This is a genomic window from Salinihabitans flavidus (assembly GCF_900110425.1).
GTDB classification, from domain to species: domain Bacteria; phylum Pseudomonadota; class Alphaproteobacteria; order Rhodobacterales; family Rhodobacteraceae; genus Salinihabitans; species Salinihabitans flavidus.
Genome location: NZ_FODS01000002.1, coordinates 44,728 through 62,752, shown reverse-complemented (window position 1 = coordinate 62,752; position 18,025 = coordinate 44,728). Strand labels below are relative to the sequence as shown.

Sequence of the window (18,025 nt, the reverse complement as noted above, 5' to 3'; positions counted from 1 at the left end):
ACGTCCCCCAGCGCCTGCAACCCGCCGAACCGTTTGCCCACGTCCTTGACTTCGAGAATACCCATGGGTGTGCCTCCTTATTCCGCGGGATCGGTTTTGGCGGATGTGTCGTTGTCTGTCTTGTCGGCCGGTTTGCGGCGGAACAGCCGCGCGATGCGCTGTCCGCCTTCCACCAACCCGCCGGGCAGGAACACGACCACCAGCACAAACAGGATACCGAGCGTCAGGTGCCAGCCCTTGCCGATGAAGGGATGGATGATGAACACCACCGCATCCTCAAGCCCGTCGGGCAGAAAGGCGAACCAGCTGTGCAGGATCGAGTCGTTGATCTTCGAGAAGATGTTCTCGAAATACTTGATGAAGCCCGCGCCCAGGATCGGCCCGATCAGCGTACCGGCCCCGCCCAGAATGGTCATCAGCACGACCTCGCCCGAGGCGGTCCATTGCATCCGCTCCGCCCCGGCAAGCGGGTCCATCGCCGCCATCAGCCCGCCTGCGAGCCCGGCATACATGCCCGAGATCACGAAGGCCGCGAGCGTGTAGGGCCGCGGATTCAACCCGGTGTAGTTGAGGCGGGTCTGGTTCGATTTCACCGCCCGCAGCATCAGCCCGAAGGGAGACCGGAAGATGCGGATTGAAAGATAGAAGGCGACCATCAGAACCACCGCGCAGAGGTAGTAGCCGTTGTTGAACGTGAACTCCCACCCCCCGAATTTCAGATACGACGAATCGTTCATCACCAGCCCGAAGAGATGGGGGCTGCTTGGTGAGAATCCCGACATCAGGATCTGCGGATCGCTGGTATAGACCTGAAGGCCGGTCTCGCCATTGGTGATCGGGGTCAGCACCGAATACGCGAGGCTGAAGCTCATCTGCGCGAAGGCCAGCGTCAGGATCGAGAAATAGATCCCCGACCGGCGCAGCGAGATGAAGCCGATCAGCAGTGCGAAGACGGCCGAGACCACTATCGCCAGAAACAGCCCCGGCAGGATGTTGTAGTCGAGCAGCTTGTACATCCAGACGACGGAATAGCTTCCGACCCCGAGAAAGGCCGCGTGTCCGAACGACAGGTAGCCCGTCAGTCCGAAAAGGATGTTGAATCCGATGGCGAAGATACCAAAGATCACGAAACGCTGCATCAGGTCGGGATAGCCCGCGTTGAACTGCGCCATCGCGCTCCCCACCGGGAAGGGGTTGAGCAGGATGGGCGCGAACAGCGCGAGGAAGGTCACCACCAGAAACAGCAGGAAGTCTTTTCTATTCAGTCCGAGCATGGCCTATCCCTCCATCACGCCTTTGCGGCCCATCAGGCCCCGCGGACGGGTGAGCAGAATGATAATTGCAACGAGGTAGATGATGATTTGGTCGATACCGGGCAGGATCGACTTCACCTCGTTCATCGACGCGAAACTTTCGAGAATTCCGAGCAGGAACCCCGCCAGCACCGCGCCGGGGAGAGAGCCCATGCCGCCGACGACGACCACGACGAAGCTCAGCACCAGAAAATCCATCCCCATGTGGTAGTTGGGCGAATTGATCGGCGCATACATCACGCCCGCCATGCCCGCGACCGCCGCCGCGATACCGAACATGATGGTGAACCGCTTGTCGATATTGATACCCAGAAGGCCCACCGTCTCCCGGTCGGCCATGCCCGCGCGCACGACCATGCCGAAGGTGGTGAATCGCAGGAAGGCAAAGACCGCCCCGATGATCACCGCGGCAAAGAGGAAATAGACCAGCCGCCAGTAGGGATAGATGATCGCGTTGGGATCGAAGCCCAGAAGCACACCGAAATCCAGACTGCCGCGAAAGGCATCGGGCGCCGGGGTGGGGATCGGGTTGGCGCCGTAGAAATACTTGATGATTTCCTGAAGCACGATCGCAAGACCAAAGGTCACGAGGATCTGGTCGGCGTGTTCGCGCTTGTAGAAATGCTTGATCAAGCCGCGCTCCATCACAAAACCGACCACAAGCATGACCGGGATCGAGAACAGGATCGCCAGAGGCACCGACCAGTCGATGATCGCACCGCCCACCTCGGGGCCGAACCAATGTTCCAGATAGGCCGTCTCGACCGTGGCCGGATTGCCTAGAAAGTCGGTCTTTCCCGGGTCGATGGTCTCGAAGCTGAAATTGAGAATCCGGCTGAGTGTGACGGCGCAGAAGGCGCCGATCATGAAAAGCGCCCCGTGGGCGAAATTCACCACGCCAAGCGTGCCGAAAATCAATGTCAGGCCAAGCGCGATCAGCGCATAGGCAGAGCCCTTGTCGAGCCCGTTCAGAATTTGCAGGATGATTGCGTCCATGGTCCCCACCGTGCGAGTTAGGGGATGCGCCGGCCCACTGTCGGTCCGGCGCATCCCCGTAAGAAGAAACAGATTTCCAGCTTAGAAATCTGCCCGGGAAATTCTAGTGAAAGACATTTCCCGTCACTCCTGTGGCGATCAGCTGCCCGGGTTGCACTCGCCCAGTTCGCCGCCGTCGAACATCGGGTGATCAGCCGGGTAGGTCACCTGCGCCGCCGGGGTCACCTCGACGACTTCCAGAAGGTCGAACTCGCTTTCAGGGTTTTCCTTGCCTCGCACGACAAGCACGTCCTTGAAGCACTGGTGATCCTCGCCACGATAGAGCGTGGGACCGTTGCCCATCCCGTCGAACTCGAACCCTTCGAGCGCCTCCACGATGCCGCAGGGGTTGAAGGTGCCCGCGCGTTCGGCCGCGTCGGCATAAAGCAGCGTCTGCACATAGCAGGTGTGCGCCGCCTGGCTCGGCGGGAAGCCGTATTTCTCCCCGAAGGATCTCACGAAGGCCTTGGAGCCCTCGTCCTGAAGCGACCAGTGCCAGTTGGTCGAGCCGAGAATGCCCTTCACGTTCTCGCCCGCGCCGCGCGCCATCAGGCGCGAGTAAAGCGGCACGACGATCTCGAAGTTCTTGCCGTTGACCGTCTTCTCCTTGAGACCGAACTGCACGGCGTTCGTCAGCGAGTTGACCATGTTCCCGCCGTAGTGGTTGAGAACCAGTACGTCGGCGCCCGAGTTCAGAACCGGCGCGATATAGGACGAGAAATCCGTCGCGGCCAGCGGGGTCAGCACGGTGTTCACCGTTTCCCAGCCGAGCGCCTCGGTGGCGGCAACGATGGATTCCTCCTGCGTCCAGCCCCAGGTATAGTCGGCCGTCAGGTGATAGGCCTTCCGGTCGGAGCCATAAAGCTGTTCCAGCACCGGCGCCAGCGCGGCGCCCGACATATAGGCGTTGAAGAAGTGGCGGAAGCCATTGGCCTTCTTGTCCTTGCCGGTGGTGTCGTTGGAATGGGTCAGACCGGCCATGAAGATCACGCCCGCCTCCTGGCACAGGCCCTGCACGGCAATGGCCACGCCCGAAGATGAGCCGCCGGTGATCATGACGGCGTCGTCCTTCTCGATCATCGAGCGGGCAGAGGCGCGCGCGGCGTCCGATTTGGTTTGCGTGTCGCCGGTGACGTATTCCACCTTCTTGCCGAGAATGCCGTTGCCCTTCAGCGCCTTGGAGCTGAAGGTGTTCATCATCCCGCCGTCGCCGCCGCCGTTGAGATGCTCGACGGCAAGCTCATAGGCGCGCAGCTCGTCGGCGCCCTCGTCGGCATAGGGGCCGGTCTGGGGCACGTTGAAGCCAAGCGTGACGGAGCTGCCGGTGGGTTCATTCATATAGGCGGCGGCCGAGCTGGCGGTGAAAATCGTGGGTAGTGCGACGCCGGCGCCCGCGATGGCGCCCGACTTCAGCACGCCACGGCGTGTCAGAGTGGTCTTGGACATGTAATCCTCCCTTTTATGAGATGTGATCGGCGGCTCCTCTTTTCCGCCGGTCACAGGCACTTGATGTGCAGCGCCATTATCGCGGGCTTTTCGAAAATGAGGCAATAACCTCTTTCAGGATAACAATTATTTTGTAAATAACTGAACAGTTTACTATAGTATACTGTAAATTAATTTTTCGGCAGTGCAGAAAGCCGTTGATAAGACCGGAGAAATGTCATGGCGCGCGACACAATCACAGGCAGCCGCATCCGCGAACGCCGCAGCATGGCCGGTATACGGCAGGCCGATCTGGCGCGGGCCGTGGGTATCTCGCCCTCCTATCTCAACCTGATCGAACACAACCGGCGCAGAATCGGTGGCAAGCTGCTGCTGAGGATTGCCGATGTTCTGGGGGTGGAACCCTCGCTTCTGAGCGAAGGCGCGGAGGCGGCCTTGATCGCCGATCTGCGCGAGGCGGCCGCCGATGCGGACGATGCGCAGCCGGAACTTGAACGGGTGGATGAATTCGCCGGCCGATTTCCCGGCTGGGCCGCGCTTCTGGCGGAGGGGCACCGCCGGATAGGCGCGCTGGAGCACACGGTGACGACGCTCACCGACCGGCTGACCCATGACCCGCATCTGGCCGGGTCTATGCATGAGGTGCTCTCGATGGTGACGGCGGTGCGCTCCACCGCCGCGATCCTGGCTGAAACGCCCGAGCTTGAGCCGGAATGGCGGGGCCGCTTTCACCGCAATATCAATGAGGATGCGACCCGTCTGGCCGAAAGCAGCCGCCGCCTTGTGGCCTATCTCGACGGCGCGGGCGATGCCGGCGCGTCGCTGACCTCTCCGCAGGAGGAGGTCGAGCAGATGATGGCCGCGCGCGGGTATCACCTGCCGGAGCTGGAGACCGGGCAGGCGTCCCCCGATGCGATCGTGGAGGAGGCGACCGGGCTTGACACCGCGGCGGCGCGCAGCCTTGCGCAGACCGCGCTGCGGCTTTACCGCGCCGATGCGCAGGCGATGCCGCTGGACAAGATGGCGGCGACGCTCGCAGAGGTGGGGATCGACCCCGCCGCCCTTTCGCGCCGCTTTTCCGTGCCGCCGGTGGCGGTGTTCCGGCGGCTGGCGGCGATGCCCGACGAGGTCATGCCCGCCCCCGTGGGTCTGGTCACATGCGACGGCTCCGGCACGCTTGTGTTTCGCAAGCAGATCGCCGGCTTCGATCTGCCCCGCTTCAGCGCCGCCTGCCCGAAATGGCCGCTTTTCAGCGCCCTGAGCCGTCCGCAGACCCCGATCCGTCGCACCGTGACCTTTGCCGGGCGCGATCCGCGCGCTTTCGACGCCTATGCGATGAGCGACCGGATCGGCCCGGCCAGTTTCGATCACGATCCCCTGCATATCGCCTATATGCTGCTGGTGCCGCGGGGGGCGGTCCAGCCCGGCGCACCGCTCGTGGGATCAAGTTGCCGGGTCTGCCCGGTGGAGGAGTGCCCGGGCCGGCGCGAGCCGTCGATCCTCGTGGACGGGATTTGACGTGGATTTTGCGACACTGCCCCCTTAGACTGATCCGGCGCGTGGGGAGACGCGCCAAAAATGCGACCAACGATCATCGGGGAGGAGATTATCGGAATGGGCAAGCGTGTTCTTCTGATCGAGGACGAGCCGAATATCATTGAAGCAATCAGCTTCATTCTGTCACGCGACGGCTGGTCGGTGGCGACCCATGCGAACGGCCATGACGCGGTGGACAAGGTGACCGCCCACGCACCGGATCTTCTGATCCTTGATGTCATGCTTCCGGGCAAGAGCGGGTTCGAGATCCTGCGCGAGCTGCGCGAGGCGGAGCCGACACGCGGCCTTCCGGTCCTGATGCTGACCGCCCGTGGCCAGACCAAGGACCGCGAGATGGCCGAACGCGCCGGTGTGAGCCGGTTCATGACCAAACCCTTTTCAAATGCCGATGTGCTCGACGCCGTGCGCGAACTGGTGGCGGTATGACCGACCGACCCGCGCTTTTCCTCGAACGACGGTCCTACCGGCGGCGGCGACTGACCGACATGATCCGGGCGCTGCCGGTGGTCGGCGCACTGCTCTGGGCGGTGCCGTTGCTCTGGCCGCTGGAGGGCGAGGGGACCGTGCGGACGTCCGACGCGATCATCTATATCTTTTCGGTCTGGGCCGGGCTGATCGTGGTGAGCGCGCTGCTCACCCGGCTGATGCCGCGGGGTGAAGGCCGCACGGACGATGGGCAGGACGGCGCCTGATGGCCCCGCTCAACATCCTTATCGCGGTCTGCCTGATCTATGTGGCCTTTCTCTTTGTCGTCGCCTTCGCCGCGGAGCGCGCCGCGATGCGCGGGCGCGGGGGGTGGCTGCGTTCTCCGGTGGTCTATACGCTGTCGCTGTCGATCTATTGCACCGCATGGACGTTCTACGGCGCGGTCGGTTACGCGGCGCGCTCGGGGCTGGAATACCTGACCATCTATATCGGCCCCTCGCTGGTCATGTTCGGCTGGTGGTGGGTGCTGCGGCGGCTGGTGCGGATCGGCCGGTCGCAGCGGATCACCTCCATCGCGGACATGATTTCCTCGCGCTATGGCAAGTCGAACATGCTGGCGGTGGGGGTCACGGTTCTGGCGGTGATCGGCACGACGCCCTACATCGCTCTGCAACTGCAATCGGTCACGCTCAGCTTCGAGGTGTTCTCGGATGTGCAGGCCGCCGGGCAGACCGCGCCCGACCATGGCGCGACCGCGCTCTGGGTCGCGGTGGGGCTGTCGTTCTTCACCATTCTGTTCGGCACCCGGAACCTCGACGTGAACGAACGTCACCATGGCGTGGTCATGGCCATCGCGGTGGAGGCGGTGGTCAAGCTCTTCGCCCTGCTGGCGGTTGGCGTCTTCGTGGTCTGGGGCGTGGCCGGCGGGATGAGCGAGACCCTGGCCCGGATCGACGCCTCCGAAATCGGCACATGGCAGATGGCGGGCGGTCGCTGGGCGGGTCTGATCTTCCTGTCGGCGGCCGCCTTCCTGTGCCTGCCGCGCATGTTTCAGGTGCTGGTGGTCGAAAACGACAACGAAAGCCACCTGCGCACCGCCTCGTGGGCCTTTCCGGCCTATGTGATGGTCATGAGCCTTTTCGTGGTGCCGATCGCGGTCATGGGGCTGGAGATCCTGCCCGAGGGCGCCAACCCGGACCTTTTCGTGCTCACCCTGCCGCTTGCCACCGGGCAGGAGGCGCTGGCGATGCTGTCCTTTCTCGGCGGTTTTTCCTCGGCCACCTCGATGGTCATCGTCGCGGCCATCGCGCTTTCGACCATGGTGTCGAACCATATCGTCATGCCGATCTGGCTGCGGGCCACGGGCGGCGGTGCGATGGTCTCGGGCGATGTGCGCCACGTGGTGATCCTGTCGCGGCGGGTGTCGATCGCGGGGGTCGTGGGGCTGGGCTATCTCTATTTCCGCTTCTCCGGCGGGGGCACGGCGCTGGCCTCCATCGGGCTGATCGCCTTTGCCGGGGTGTCGCAGTTCCTGCCGGTGCTCATCGGCGGGCTGTTCTGGCGCGGCGCCACGCGGGTGGGCGCCTTCTGCGGGCTGTCTGTGGGCTTTGTGATCTGGGTCTACGCGCTGCTGCTGCCCAGCTTCGGGGCCGGTGTGATCCTTCCCGCCGATCTGATGGCGGAGGGGCCCTTCGGGCTGGGCTGGCTGCGCCCGGAGGCGTTCTTCGGCATCGCGGGGATGGACCCGCTCATCCATGCGATCCTGTGGTCGATCTCGCTCAACACGCTGGCGTTCTTCGTCGGCTCTCTGGTCAGCTTTCCCTCGCCGCTGGAGCGGCTTCAGGGCGCGCAGTTCGTCAACATCTTCGAACACAGCTCCCGCCCGCAAAGCTGGGCCGGGGGCAAGGCGCAGGCCGAGGACCTGATGGTCATGGCGCAGCGCATCATCGGTGCGCGCGAGGCGCAGGCCCTGTTCGAGAGCGAGGCGCGCAAACAGGGCATGAGCGGCGTTCTGCCCGAGCCGAACGCGCGCTTTCTCGATGTGCTGGAGCGGGAACTGGCCGGCTCCGTCGGCACCGCCACGGCGCACGCGATGATCGGGCAGATCACCGGCGGCGCGTCGGTGTCGGTCGAGGATCTGATGGCCGTGGCCAATGAGACCGCGCAGATCATGGAACATTCCAGTCAGCTCGAGGCGAAATCCGAGGAACTCGCCCGCACCGCGCGGCAGTTGCGGCAGGCCAACGAGAAACTGACCCAAATCTCGGTGCAGAAGGACGCCTTTCTCAGCCAGATCAGCCACGAATTGCGCACGCCCATGACCTCCATCCGCGCCTTCTCAGAGATCCTGCGCGAGGACGGGCTGGGCGCGGGCGCGCGCGACAAATACGCCACCATCATCCATGACGAGGCGATCCGTCTGACCCGGCTTCTCGACGATCTGCTGGATCTGAGCGTGCTGGAAAACGGGCAGGTCAGTTTGCGTGAGCAGAGCGCCGATCTGGGAACGGTGCTCGATCACGCGATCGCCACCGCCCTGACCGGGGTCAGCGGGCCGGTCATTCGTATCCGGCGCGACCGGGCGGCGGAGGCGATCAGGCTGCATACCGATCCGGGGCGGCTGGCACAGGTGTTCATCAACCTGATCGGCAACGCACAGAAATACTGCGATGCCGAGGCGCCGGTGCTGACCATAGAGGTGCGGCGCGCCGGGGGCCGCGTGGTGGTGGATTTCATCGACAACGGCAAGGGGATCGCCACCGACGCGCAGGGGATGGTCTTCGAGAAGTTCGCCCGCGTGAGCAGCGCCCACCGCGCCGGCGGCGCCGGGCTGGGCCTTGCGATCTGCCGTGAGATCATGCTGCGGCTGGGCGGTTCGGTCAGCTATCTGCCGGGGCAGGGCGGTGCGGCCTTTCGGGTGGAATTGCCGGCGTCCGGGTCGATGGCGGCGCAATAGGGCCGCGCGCGCATTCGCCCCGCGACGCAACGCGCGCCCTGTTAAAGGGCCCCGATTTCGCAAAATCGGCAAAACGGCACCGACGCGATACCGACAGAATACCGACGTTATACCGAAAGTGGTTTTTTCGGAATTTCAAGCGGTTAACCTGATTCGCCCGCAAGGGGCGGAAACCGGGGAAAACAGCCCTTCCGTCGCGATACGGTAAAGGCAATGGTAACCTTCTTTGTCCTAGTGTGGCCTCAAACCACCCGCAAAAGGCGGTGACAGAGGACATGGGTCAACCACACTCCAATTCAGTGCTCCGGCGCAAGGCCAGCGAAGGGCGACAGGATCATCTCGCGCGCGCCATGACGCCGCGCAAGGCGCTGCGCCTGGCTCTGGCCCGCGCGGCTGACAGCCTTATGGGCCTGGCGATCACGGCGCGTGACGTGGCGCAGGAACGCATGCGGCAGGAGGATCTGATCGGCCTTCTGGACGATGCCGCGCTTCTGATGCTGCTCGACGGGCCGGACGGGCATGGCGGCATGGTGCAGATCGACCGCCCCTTCATGGCCGCGCTGGTGGAGCATCAGACCATTGGCCGGGTGCTGCCCATGCCGGGCGCGGATCGTCGCCCCACCAGGGTGGATGCCGCTCTGGCCGCGCCCCTGATCGACAACATGCTGGAAAGGCTTGGAAAAACCCTTTCCGACGAACGAGAGGCGTTGTGGATCACGGGCTACCGCTTCGGCGCCATGATGGAGGAACGGCGCCTGATCGGCCTTGCGCTGGCGGAGCCTGAATTTCATGTCTTCAGCCTTCACCTGGAGATAGGCGGCGGCGTGAAACAGGGCACGATGCGCATCGCCTTTCCGCACCGCAAGCCCCAACCGCCGGTACAGGACGACACGGCCACACCCGACGCCCCCGGACTGCAAAGCGCCGTCCTGCATGCCCCCGCGACGCTGGAGGCGGTGTTGACGCGGGTGACGCTGCCCCTGTCAGCCTTGCAGGCGCTCAAGCCCGGAGAGACGCTTCCGATCGCTGCCGATGCCCCGCGCAACTGCGCGCTGGAATCGTTGGGCACCCCGCTGGAGACTCCGGCTGTTCTGGGCCAGATGAACGGAATGCGCGCGCTGCGCCTTCAGGGCGGCGGGGGGGCGGCAGCGTCCTTGCCGCCGGAGGCGGCCAGTGCCGAGCCCTCGATACCGGAGTTGCCGGAACTGTCCGATCTTCCCTCCCAGCAGACCGGCGAGACGTCATCTGTCACCGCTCCGGTACCGGGCGCGGAGGGTCTCGAAGATCTGGACGACCTTCCGGATCTATCTGATTTTGATGGGTTTTCCGATCTTCCCGATCTCTCCGGGGCTAGGGCTGCGGGCAATGAAGAAGAGGCCGGACTCGACGATCTGTCGCTTCCGGCCCCGCTTGACGATCTGGAGGTTTGATCAGCCGCGATTGGCGGCTATCTCACTAATTTTAGGTCGTAATTGCCCAAGCTGATACCCAGCTCGCGCCGCCGCGGACAAAAGCTCATCGGCATCCACATCCCCGGCGTTGCCCAAAATCCAGGCCACTGTGCTGCGTGTGCCGCTGGCGCAATAGGCCAGCGCCGGCCCGGAGGAGTCGTCGATCGCCGCACGCTGGCGGGCGACGTTGTCCGGCGTCATCGTCTCGTGGGTCAGCGGAAGCACCTTGAAATCGAGGCCGGCCGCCCTGGCCGCCTGCGCGATCGCCTCGGCCTGAAGGGGAGGCGGGTTTTCCGCATCCGGCCGGTTGCAGATGATCGTGGTGAAGCCCGCCGCCTTGATGGCGGGCACATCCTCGACCGTGATCTGCGGCGAGACCGAAAAGCGGGGCGTGATCTGACGAATATCCATGTCTGGCTCCTTACTCGGCAGGGACAGCCCTGTCCAGTTGCGCGCGCACATGCGGGGCGGCGAACATCCCCACAAGCATGGCCCCGAAGAATACCCAATGCGGCCAGCCGCCATAGGACAGCGAGGCGACAGACGGCCCCGGACACAGCCCGGCAAGCCCCCAGCCGGCGCCAAACAGTGCGGAACCGACGATCAGGTTACGGCCAAGGCGCGGTTCGGGCGGGGGCGGGAAGTCACCGCCCACAACCGGCCTGCGCCCCTTTGTGAACAGCCACGCGATGGCCATCGGGATCATCGCGCCGCCCATCACGAAGGCCAGCGTCGGATCCCAGTTGCCAAAGACATCGAGCCAGCCCTGAACCTTGGCGGTGTCGGTCATCCCCGAAACGAACAGGCCCGCGCCGAAGAACCCCCCGGCGATAAAGGCAAAAATCAACCGTTGCATCAGATCACCCCCAGCATGTGACGGAACAGAACGACGGTCAGGCCACCGGCCAGGATATAGAACACCGTGGCCACAATGCCCCGAAGCGACAGCCGCGACATGCCGCAGACGCCGTGCCCGGAGGTGCAGCCATTTGCGATGCGTGTCCCAATGCCCACCAGAAGACCCGCCGCGACCAGCACAGCGATATTGGTGGAGGCATGGGTTTCAAACGGCCGGTAAATGGGCTTCAGCACAATGGGAAGCAGAAATACCCCCGCCAGAAAGGCGAGCCGTTCATAAGCCGCCGCGCCGCGCGCCGTGCCGTCCACGAGACCGCCAACAATGCCGCTGGCGCCCATGATCCGGCCGTTGGCCAGCAGGTATACCGCCCCCCCGGTGCCGATCAGCAGTCCGCCGACCAGGCCCCAGATCCAGTCCAATTCCATGATGCGTTTCCTTTTCGTCCTTGGCGTCCGCGCACACCTGTTCCCGTGCCCGGATCGTTGTTATTCAGAGCTTGTTGACGGGAACCTTGAGGAACACATCGCCCTTGTCGTCCGCGGGCGGCATCTGACCGGCGCGCATGTTCACCTGAAGCGAGGGGATGATGAGCTTGGGCATGTCAAGTGTCGCGTCACGCTCATTGCGCATCTTCACGAACTCGTCCTTGGACTTGCCCGCGCCGACATGAACGTTCCGGGCCTTCTGTTCGCCCACCGTGGTCTCCCACGCATAATCATCCCGGCCCGGCGCCTTGTAGTCATGACCGACGAAGATCCGGGTTTCATCCGGAAGCGACAAGATCTTCTGCACGGAATCATACATGGTCTCCGAAGAGCCGCCGGGGAAATCACAGCGTGCGGTGCCGAAATCGGGCATGAAGAGCGTGTCACCGACAAAGGCTGCATCGCCGATCACATAGGTCAGGCAGGCCGGGGTATGGCCGGGCGTGTGCAGCACATCTCCGCGCAACTGCCCGATATGAAAGCTGTCGCCCTCGACAAAGAGCTTGTCGAACTGGCTGCCATCGCGCTGAAATTCCGTGCCTTCGTTGAAAACCTTGCCAAAGGTATCCTGCACGATCTTGATCCGATCACCGATGCCGATCTTGCCGCCAATGCGTTCCTGAAGGTAGGGTGCCGCCGAAAGGTGATCTGCGTGGACATGGGTTTCCAGCAGCCATTCCACCGTCAGATCGTTCCCTTGTACATAGGCCACGATGGCATCTGCCGACCGTGTGTCGGTGCGACCCGAGGAATAGTCAAAGTCGAGAACACTGTCGATAATCGCACAGGCGCTGCCCTCGGGATCCTTGACCACGTATGAGATGGTGTTGGTTGCGTCGTCGAAAAAGGCTTTGATCTCCGGTTTCATAGGGAATCCTCCATTTGCTGGCCAACATATATTGTTTTACGCATATGTCGCAAGGGGGAAGTCGGAATTGACCTGAATCATTGTCCCGATCTGCACCGTCATGCCAATGTCACTGAACGATGTCACAGGAGGAACAGACATGAATCTGGATGCGCGCAGGGAGGTATTGCTCAAGCGTTTGTCGGAACTCGACACAAGGCTGCACAGGATCGAGGCAGAACTTGATGAGCCCCATTCGAAGGATTGGGAAGAGCAGGCCGTTGAACGCGAGGATGAAGAAGTGCTCGAACAGCTTGGACAGAGCGGGCAGGCCGAGATCGCGCGCATTCGCGCGGCACTTCAGCGCATTCGTGATGGAAAATATGGCATCTGTACGCGATGCGGCAGCGAAATTTCGCAGGCTCGTTTGGATGTGCTGCCTGCCACGCCAATATGCAAGACATGTGCTGCCGAGCTCTCGGGATAGGCACCTGCGACTGGAGGAGGAAATTCGATGTCCCTGACCGTGCAACAACTCGTTGAAGATGCGACCGCGATTGAAGGCCAACTTGCCGAAGCGACAGGGTCGCAGAAATGGGAGTTGCATCAGCAGCTTCATCGCACCCTTGAGGCCATTAAACTGCGTGGGGGCAAAGTGCCCGCGCGTTTGCACGAGCTTGATCTCGATCTGCTGGAAGAAGCCGTCGAGGACGGTTTCGACAACGTTCCAATCTGAGCGCAAGCGCCAAATTCCCGACCTGTTCTGCCCGCGCCGGGCTTGCGTCCGGTGCGCTTTGTCCTGTTAATACAAGACAATCCGCAAGGGGCCCGCCCAAGGGCGGCCGGCAATGCAAGGAGGCGGGACTGATGGCAGACGTGGTGGCCTACGAGGTGGTGGACGGAGTGGCGGTTCTGACGGTGCAGAACCCGCCGGTGAATGCGCTGTCCACAGCGGTGCGGCGTGGGATCGTCGAAGGACTCGCCCGGGCGGAAGGGGACGAGGAGATCGGCGCGCTGGTGATTATCGGCGACGGGCGGACCTTTCCGGCCGGCGCGGATATTTCCGAGTTCGGAAAACCACCCGCCGATCCATGGCTTCCAGAGGTGTGCAACCGGATTGAGCTGTGTCCCAAGCCTGTCGTGGCAGCACTTCACGGCACGGCCTTGGGCGGCGGTTTTGAAGTAGCTTTGGCAGCGCATTACCGACTGGCAGCGACAAGCGCGCGCATCGGGCTGCCGGAAGTGACGCTCGGTATTCTGCCGGGGGCAGGGGGAACACAGCGCACGCCGCGTATCGTGGGGGCGGAAGTCGCGCTAGATCTGATGCTGAGCGGCAAGCCCATGCCGGTCACGGCCAAGGCGGCGCAGCCGTTCTTTGACAAGTTGATCGACGGCGATCTAAGAACAGAGGCGATTGCCTTTGCCCGCGATCTGATCGAAAGCGGCGCGCCGACCCGGCCCACACGCGAGATGACCGAAGGGTTTTCCGACGGCGCGGCGTATCAGGACGCGATCGCTGCCCGGCGCAAGGCGATTGCCGGTCGTCCAGAAATCGCGCCGGCCGAGATCGTCCGCTGTGTCGAGGCCGCGGCGCTTCTGCCATTCGAGACGGGTCTGGATTTCGAGCGCGCGGCATTTGAGACCTGTGTGACCTCTGACCAGTCCGCCGCGCTGCGCCATGCCTTTTTTGCCGAGCGCCGTGCCGCGAAATTTCCTGAACTGGCCGACGGTCGCCCGCGGGAGATCGAGCACGTGGGTGTCATCGGAGGGGGCACGATGGGCGCGGGAATCGTCGCAGCCTGTCTTGATGCCGGGCTACGGGTTTCGCTGGTGGAGCGTGACAACTCCGCGCTCAAGGCCGGGCTGGAGCGGATCACGGCGATCGAGGATCGCGCATTGGAACGCGGCCGGGTTGACGCGGACACCCATGCCGCGCGTCTGGGACGTCTGAACGGTGCGGCGGACATGGTGTCGCTGGCGGAATGTGATGTTGTGATCGAGGCCGTGATCGAGGATATGGACGTCAAGAAGCAGATCTTTTCACAGCTTGACGCCGTGGTGAAGGAGGGTGCTGTCATGGCGACCAACACCTCCTACCTGGATGTGAACGAGATCGCGACGGCCACGGATGCGCCCGAGGATGTGCTCGGCCTGCATTTCTTTTCCCCGGCCAATATCATGCGTTTGCTGGAAGTTGTTGTGGCGGACAAGACCAGCCCTGACACAGTGGCGACCGGCGTGGCGTTGGCCAAGCGATTGGGGAAGATTCCGGTGCGGTCTGCTGTTTCCGACGGCTTTATCGGCAACCGGGTGTTGTCGGCCTATCGCAATGCGGCGGAACTGATGCTGATGGACGGCGCCACGCCTTATGAGCTCGATGACGCGATGCGCGCGTTCGGCATGGCGCTGGGGCCGTATCAGGTGATGGATCTGGCGGGGCTCGATATTGGCTGGGCACGTCGCAAGCGGTTGGCACCCTCGCGCGATCCGTCGCAGCGCTATCTTGAGTTGGGTGACCGGCTTTGTGAGGCGGGGCACTTCGGGCAGAAAACCGGGCGCGGCTACTATCGTTATAAGGAAGGGTCTCGCAAGGGTACGCCAGATCCGGAGGTACTGGCCCTGCTGGAGAGTGAGCGTAGAGAGAAAGGTGTTGCGCCGCGCAGCTTCACCGTGGCGGAAATTCAGCGCCGCTGCCTTTGCGCGATGGTCAACGAGGGCGCGAAAATCCTGCGAGAAGGGGTGGCTTCGCGGCCTTCCGACATCGACACGGTGATGCTGCACGGCTATGGATTTCCGCGCTGGCGCGGAGGGCCGATGAAGGCTGCCGATCTTGTCGGTCTGCTTCAGATTCGAAGCGATCTGCGGCGTTTCGCCGAGAAGGATACATGGCTATGGGAACCCGATCCGCTCTTTGATGAGTTGATTCGGAAAGGTGAGGATTTCGAGTCGCTCAACGGGTAGTTTCGTATCCGCCATGGCGGGCAGGCCCGCGGGCCTGGCCCCTACCCGATGAAGATGCCGAGAATGACGATCATCAGCCCGATCACTGACAGAAACAGCGCCCCCATATTAAGCGGCATCACCTTCTGCACGGCGGCCCGAAGCTCATCGTCTGATAGTTTGGCGCGGCGTGCCTTCTGCACCTTCAGGATCGACACGATCAGCCCCGCCAACCCGCAAATCGAGATACCCGCGCCCAGCCAGATCATCCATTCCATGTCCGGTTCTCCTGCTCTCTCGAGTAAGAACCGGACCTAGAGGAGGACGCCTGCGGGCGCAAGTCTCATGTGCCACGAAACCCACCTTGCGGGGGCGCAGGGCGCGGGATAGGGTGCGGCCTCGAGCAGAGCCAGAGGATCCCATGAGCGACCAAACCACCGATGCCAACTATCGTGTGACCGCCGATGAACTGCGTCAGTTCATTGAGCGTTTCGAACGACTTGAACAGGAAAAGAAAGACATCGCCGAACAGCAGAAAGAGGTGATGGCCGAGGCCAAGGGACGCGGCTACGACACCAAGGTGATGCGCAAGGTGATCGCGCTGCGCAAACGCGACAAGGATGATATCGCCGAGGAGGAGGCGGTGTTGGAGATGTACAAGGAAGCTCTCGGAATGGCGTAGCTTTCCCATTGATCTCTGCAGGACGAGAGAACTGGCGCTGGCTTGCCCAACGGTTCCTTTTCCAGGCAACGTGCTCAGGCAATGGTGAGTGTCACATCATCAGTGCCAGAAAAGTGTCAGAATGAACGCGCTTTTCTTGGCAGAGGTATCTCTTGGCGCTTCGAGACAATCGAGCCAAGACGCACCATCCGCACATCCGTCGGCCAATGATGATCACTCATCTCCCTGCTCGGATTTTGGAAGTATCGAACACGAGGGGCAGAACGAGATCCCTGGATCCTGATCCTAGCGATTGGCCCGCGCCAAGAGACCCACCGCCACAAGCCCCACAGCCACAATCAAAAGGGCACCGGGGCTCGCATCGCCGAGATTTTCGAGGCTTGCCTGATCATGCACCCGTGTGGCCAGCGTGTCGTAATTGAAGGGCCGAAGAAGCATTGTCGCGGGTAGCTCCTTCACGCAATCAACGAACACCAAAAGCAGTGCGGATCCGATCGAGCCGCGCACCAGCGGGAAATAGACAGATGACAGAACCTGTCCCTTGGTCCGCCCCAGCGACTGCGCGGCCATGCCAAGGCTCGGTGGTACACGACCAAACGCCCCATCCGCCGCCCCCTGTGCGATGGCAAAAAAGCGCACGCAGTAGGCGAGTACCAGCGCAAATGCCGATCCGGTCAGAATAAGCCCGGGGTCCCATCCCGTCAGCAAAAGCACAGTGTCGGCCAGGCTGTGGTCGATCGCCGCAAGCGGAATGAGGATGCCAACCGCCAATACCGCCCCCGGTGCGGCATAGCCGATGGTGGTAAGCGGCATCAGAATGCCCGGTAGAACCCGACCCGACATCCGCACGCCATAGACCAGAAAGACCCCTGCCAGCACCGTGAGCAGTGCCGCGATGCCACCGACGGTAAGTGTATTGGTGAGCGCCCGAATAAGGCCGGGATCACTCCAGCGATTGGCATTCTCCAGCGCGTGCGATGAGATGACCGACACCGGCAGGACAAATCCCAAAAGGATCGGCAGGAGGCAAAGACCCGTCGCCAGCCAGCCCCAGCCCCCGCTTAAGTACACCCGCTCTGGTGGACGTTGGCGGTTCGACATGGAAAAGAACCGTATGCTGCGGCGGCTCGATTTCTCCAACGTCAGAAGAACCACGACAAGCACCAGCACGACCGTAGAAATCTGTGCTGCGCCACCGGCGTTGTTGCTTTCCAGCCAGACCGAGAAGATGCCGGTGGTCAGGGTCTGCACGGCAAAGTAGTCTACTGTCCCGAAATCATTGACCGTCTCCATCATCACAATAGCCGATCCGGCCGCGATCGCCGGGCGCGCCAGTGGGAGGCCAATGCGGAAAAACCGCGCCAACGCGCCCGCACCAAGTGAACGGGCCACATCTTCGCCTTCTGCCGACTGTTCGCGAAAGGCCGCGCGCGTCAACAGATAGACATAAGGATAGAGCGCCGCCGCCAGCACCAGAATCGCCGCCCCCATTGAGCGGATCTCGGGGAACCAGTAGTCCCGTGCGTTCTGCCAGCCGAACATCTGGCGCAGTCCTGTCTGCACCGGGCCGGCATACTCGAGAAAGTCCACCAACGCGTAGGCACCGACATAGGCCGGGATCGCCAGTGGCAGAAGCAGCACCCATTCCAGCCAGCCAGCCCCCGGAAAACGATAGCGCGCCACCAGCCATCCCGCCCCGGTGCCGACACAGGCCGCCAGCGCGCCCACGCTCAGCATCAGCACCAGCGTATTGGACAGATAGCGCGGCAGGGTCGTGGCCAGCAGGTGCGGCCAGATGTTTTCGGTTGGAAACAGGGCGATTGCAAACACCGCGATGATCGGGGCCAGAACGACGACCGCAATTGCCAGGGCACCAATCGACCACGGGCTGATCGCCAAACGCCGTATTGGGCGGGCCGGTTTGATGTTACTGATTGTTTCCATCGGCTCCCTGTTGCCCGAAAGCGGTTTATCTGTCCAGAAAGGAAGATATACTGCCTCGGCAATGCAACGGAAAGTCCCGGAGAA

Annotated in this window: 18 protein-coding genes; 9 read left to right on the top strand and 9 right to left on the bottom strand. The window is 62.8% G+C overall.

The window, feature by feature from the left end; all coding sequences use genetic code 11:
• Window positions 1-77: 77 nt before the first annotated feature.
• From BMW66_RS02195 to BMW66_RS02185, 3 genes are all read right to left on the bottom strand, one after another.
• Window positions 78-1,274 (bottom strand): branched-chain amino acid ABC transporter permease, encoded by a 1,197-nt coding sequence (locus tag BMW66_RS02195; protein ID WP_093115008.1) that lies wholly within the window; start codon window positions 1,272-1,274, stop codon window positions 78-80.
• A gap of 3 nt (window positions 1,275-1,277) precedes the next feature.
• Complete coding sequence (locus BMW66_RS02190) at window positions 1,278-2,309, bottom strand: branched-chain amino acid ABC transporter permease (RefSeq protein WP_093115007.1); 1,032 nt, start codon at window positions 2,307-2,309, stop codon at window positions 1,278-1,280.
• Window positions 2,310-2,447: 138 nt separating this feature from the next.
• Window positions 2,448-3,794 (bottom strand): substrate-binding protein, encoded by a 1,347-nt coding sequence (locus BMW66_RS02185; protein ID WP_093115006.1) that lies wholly within the window; start codon window positions 3,792-3,794, stop codon window positions 2,448-2,450.
• Between the two features lie 219 nt (window positions 3,795-4,013).
• On the opposite strand from BMW66_RS02185, the gene BMW66_RS02180 reads away from it, so the two are divergent.
• From BMW66_RS02180 to BMW66_RS02160, 5 genes are all read left to right on the top strand, one after another.
• A complete protein-coding gene (locus tag BMW66_RS02180) occupies window positions 4,014-5,312 on the top strand; it encodes a helix-turn-helix domain-containing protein (RefSeq protein WP_093115005.1) in 1,299 nt (432 codons plus the stop codon).
• A gap of 96 nt (window positions 5,313-5,408) precedes the next feature.
• Window positions 5,409-5,777, top strand: coding sequence for a response regulator transcription factor (locus BMW66_RS02175; RefSeq protein WP_093115387.1), 369 nt, complete (start codon window positions 5,409-5,411; stop codon window positions 5,775-5,777).
• Window positions 5,774-6,043: a hypothetical protein gene (locus BMW66_RS02170; RefSeq protein ID WP_093115004.1), complete on the top strand. Its 270-nt coding sequence runs from the start codon at window positions 5,774-5,776 to the stop codon at window positions 6,041-6,043. The genes BMW66_RS02175 and BMW66_RS02170 overlap by 4 nt, the downstream gene beginning before the upstream one ends.
• On the top strand, window positions 6,043-8,733 hold the full coding sequence (locus BMW66_RS02165; RefSeq protein WP_093115003.1) for an ATP-binding protein: 2,691 nt from the start codon (window positions 6,043-6,045) through the stop codon (window positions 8,731-8,733). The genes BMW66_RS02170 and BMW66_RS02165 overlap by 1 nt, the downstream gene beginning before the upstream one ends.
• A 275-nt stretch (window positions 8,734-9,008) precedes the next feature.
• Window positions 9,009-10,163 (top strand): flagellar motor switch protein FliM, encoded by a 1,155-nt coding sequence (locus BMW66_RS02160; RefSeq protein ID WP_139196106.1) that lies wholly within the window; start codon window positions 9,009-9,011, stop codon window positions 10,161-10,163.
• On the opposite strand, the gene BMW66_RS02155 is transcribed toward BMW66_RS02160, so the two are convergent.
• The 4 genes from BMW66_RS02155 to BMW66_RS02140 form a co-directional block, all read right to left on the bottom strand.
• Window positions 10,164-10,595 carry a protein tyrosine phosphatase family protein gene (locus BMW66_RS02155; RefSeq protein ID WP_093115001.1) on the bottom strand — a complete coding sequence of 144 codons (432 nt, stop codon included), beginning with the start codon at window positions 10,593-10,595 and terminating at the stop codon, window positions 10,164-10,166.
• Window positions 10,596-10,605: 10 nt separating this feature from the next.
• Window positions 10,606-11,040 (bottom strand): DUF6691 family protein, encoded by a 435-nt coding sequence (locus tag BMW66_RS02150; RefSeq protein ID WP_093115000.1) that lies wholly within the window; start codon window positions 11,038-11,040, stop codon window positions 10,606-10,608.
• Window positions 11,040-11,468, bottom strand: a complete 429-nt coding sequence (locus BMW66_RS02145; RefSeq protein ID WP_093114999.1) for a YeeE/YedE family protein — start codon at window positions 11,466-11,468, stop codon at window positions 11,040-11,042. Before BMW66_RS02145 ends, BMW66_RS02150 begins: the two co-directional genes overlap by 1 nt.
• A 64-nt stretch (window positions 11,469-11,532) precedes the next feature.
• Window positions 11,533-12,396 (bottom strand): MBL fold metallo-hydrolase, encoded by an 864-nt coding sequence (locus BMW66_RS02140; protein ID WP_093114998.1) that lies wholly within the window; start codon window positions 12,394-12,396, stop codon window positions 11,533-11,535.
• 139 nt (window positions 12,397-12,535) lie between these two features.
• Between BMW66_RS02140 and BMW66_RS02135 the strand changes: the two genes are divergently transcribed.
• The 3 genes from BMW66_RS02135 to BMW66_RS02125 all read left to right on the top strand — a co-directional run bounded on the left by BMW66_RS02135 (window position 12,536) and on the right by BMW66_RS02125 (window position 15,336).
• Window positions 12,536-12,862 carry a TraR/DksA family transcriptional regulator gene (locus tag BMW66_RS02135; protein ID WP_093114997.1) on the top strand — a complete coding sequence of 109 codons (327 nt, stop codon included), beginning with the start codon at window positions 12,536-12,538 and terminating at the stop codon, window positions 12,860-12,862.
• Between the two features lie 27 nt (window positions 12,863-12,889).
• The gene (locus BMW66_RS02130) at window positions 12,890-13,111 is read left to right on the top strand and encodes a hypothetical protein (RefSeq protein WP_093114996.1); all 222 of its coding nucleotides are present in this window, start codon (window positions 12,890-12,892) and stop codon (window positions 13,109-13,111) included.
• Between the two features lie 131 nt (window positions 13,112-13,242).
• The gene (locus BMW66_RS02125; protein ID WP_093114995.1) at window positions 13,243-15,336 is read left to right on the top strand and encodes a 3-hydroxyacyl-CoA dehydrogenase NAD-binding domain-containing protein; all 2,094 of its coding nucleotides are present in this window, start codon (window positions 13,243-13,245) and stop codon (window positions 15,334-15,336) included.
• Between the two features lie 41 nt (window positions 15,337-15,377).
• Here the strand turns inward: BMW66_RS02125 and BMW66_RS02120 are convergent, their stop codons facing one another.
• Complete coding sequence (locus BMW66_RS02120; RefSeq protein WP_093114994.1) at window positions 15,378-15,593, bottom strand: hypothetical protein; 216 nt, start codon at window positions 15,591-15,593, stop codon at window positions 15,378-15,380.
• 143 nt (window positions 15,594-15,736) lie between these two features.
• Here BMW66_RS02120 and BMW66_RS02115 point away from each other — a divergent pair, with 143 nt between their 5' ends.
• Window positions 15,737-15,997 carry a DUF2312 domain-containing protein gene (locus BMW66_RS02115; RefSeq protein ID WP_093114993.1) on the top strand — a complete coding sequence of 87 codons (261 nt, stop codon included), beginning with the start codon at window positions 15,737-15,739 and terminating at the stop codon, window positions 15,995-15,997.
• A gap of 285 nt (window positions 15,998-16,282) precedes the next feature.
• Here BMW66_RS02115 and BMW66_RS02110 read toward each other — a convergent pair whose 3' ends face one another.
• Entirely contained in the window at window positions 16,283-17,941 is a 1,659-nt protein-coding gene (locus tag BMW66_RS02110) for an ABC transporter permease (RefSeq protein ID WP_093114992.1), read from the bottom strand.
• Window positions 17,942-18,025: the final 84 nt, after the last annotated feature.

Coding starts and splice junctions, on each gene's coding strand:
- BMW66_RS02125 (WP_093114995.1), top strand. CDS start 13,243: ATGGCAGACGTGGTGGCCTACGAGGTGGTGGACGGAGTGGCGGTTCTG.
- BMW66_RS02120 (WP_093114994.1), bottom strand. CDS start 15,593: ATGGAATGGATGATCTGGCTGGGCGCGGGTATCTCGATTTGCGGGTTG.
- BMW66_RS02155 (WP_093115001.1), bottom strand. CDS start 10,595: ATGGATATTCGTCAGATCACGCCCCGCTTTTCGGTCTCGCCGCAGATC.
- BMW66_RS02140 (WP_093114998.1), bottom strand. CDS start 12,396: ATGAAACCGGAGATCAAAGCCTTTTTCGACGACGCAACCAACACCATC.
- BMW66_RS02130 (WP_093114996.1), top strand. CDS start 12,890: ATGTCCCTGACCGTGCAACAACTCGTTGAAGATGCGACCGCGATTGAA.
- BMW66_RS02195 (WP_093115008.1), bottom strand. CDS start 1,274: ATGCTCGGACTGAATAGAAAAGACTTCCTGCTGTTTCTGGTGGTGACC.
- BMW66_RS02175 (WP_093115387.1), top strand. CDS start 5,409: ATGGGCAAGCGTGTTCTTCTGATCGAGGACGAGCCGAATATCATTGAA.
- BMW66_RS02160 (WP_139196106.1), top strand. CDS start 9,009: ATGGGTCAACCACACTCCAATTCAGTGCTCCGGCGCAAGGCCAGCGAA.
- BMW66_RS02180 (WP_093115005.1), top strand. CDS start 4,014: ATGGCGCGCGACACAATCACAGGCAGCCGCATCCGCGAACGCCGCAGC.
- BMW66_RS02115 (WP_093114993.1), top strand. CDS start 15,737: ATGAGCGACCAAACCACCGATGCCAACTATCGTGTGACCGCCGATGAA.
- BMW66_RS02185 (WP_093115006.1), bottom strand. CDS start 3,794: ATGTCCAAGACCACTCTGACACGCCGTGGCGTGCTGAAGTCGGGCGCC.
- BMW66_RS02135 (WP_093114997.1), top strand. CDS start 12,536: ATGAATCTGGATGCGCGCAGGGAGGTATTGCTCAAGCGTTTGTCGGAA.
- BMW66_RS02190 (WP_093115007.1), bottom strand. CDS start 2,309: ATGGACGCAATCATCCTGCAAATTCTGAACGGGCTCGACAAGGGCTCT.
- BMW66_RS02110 (WP_093114992.1), bottom strand. CDS start 17,941: ATGGAAACAATCAGTAACATCAAACCGGCCCGCCCAATACGGCGTTTG.
- BMW66_RS02145 (WP_093114999.1), bottom strand. CDS start 11,468: ATGGAATTGGACTGGATCTGGGGCCTGGTCGGCGGACTGCTGATCGGC.
- BMW66_RS02150 (WP_093115000.1), bottom strand. CDS start 11,040: ATGCAACGGTTGATTTTTGCCTTTATCGCCGGGGGGTTCTTCGGCGCG.
- BMW66_RS02165 (WP_093115003.1), top strand. CDS start 6,043: ATGGCCCCGCTCAACATCCTTATCGCGGTCTGCCTGATCTATGTGGCC.
- BMW66_RS02170 (WP_093115004.1), top strand. CDS start 5,774: ATGACCGACCGACCCGCGCTTTTCCTCGAACGACGGTCCTACCGGCGG.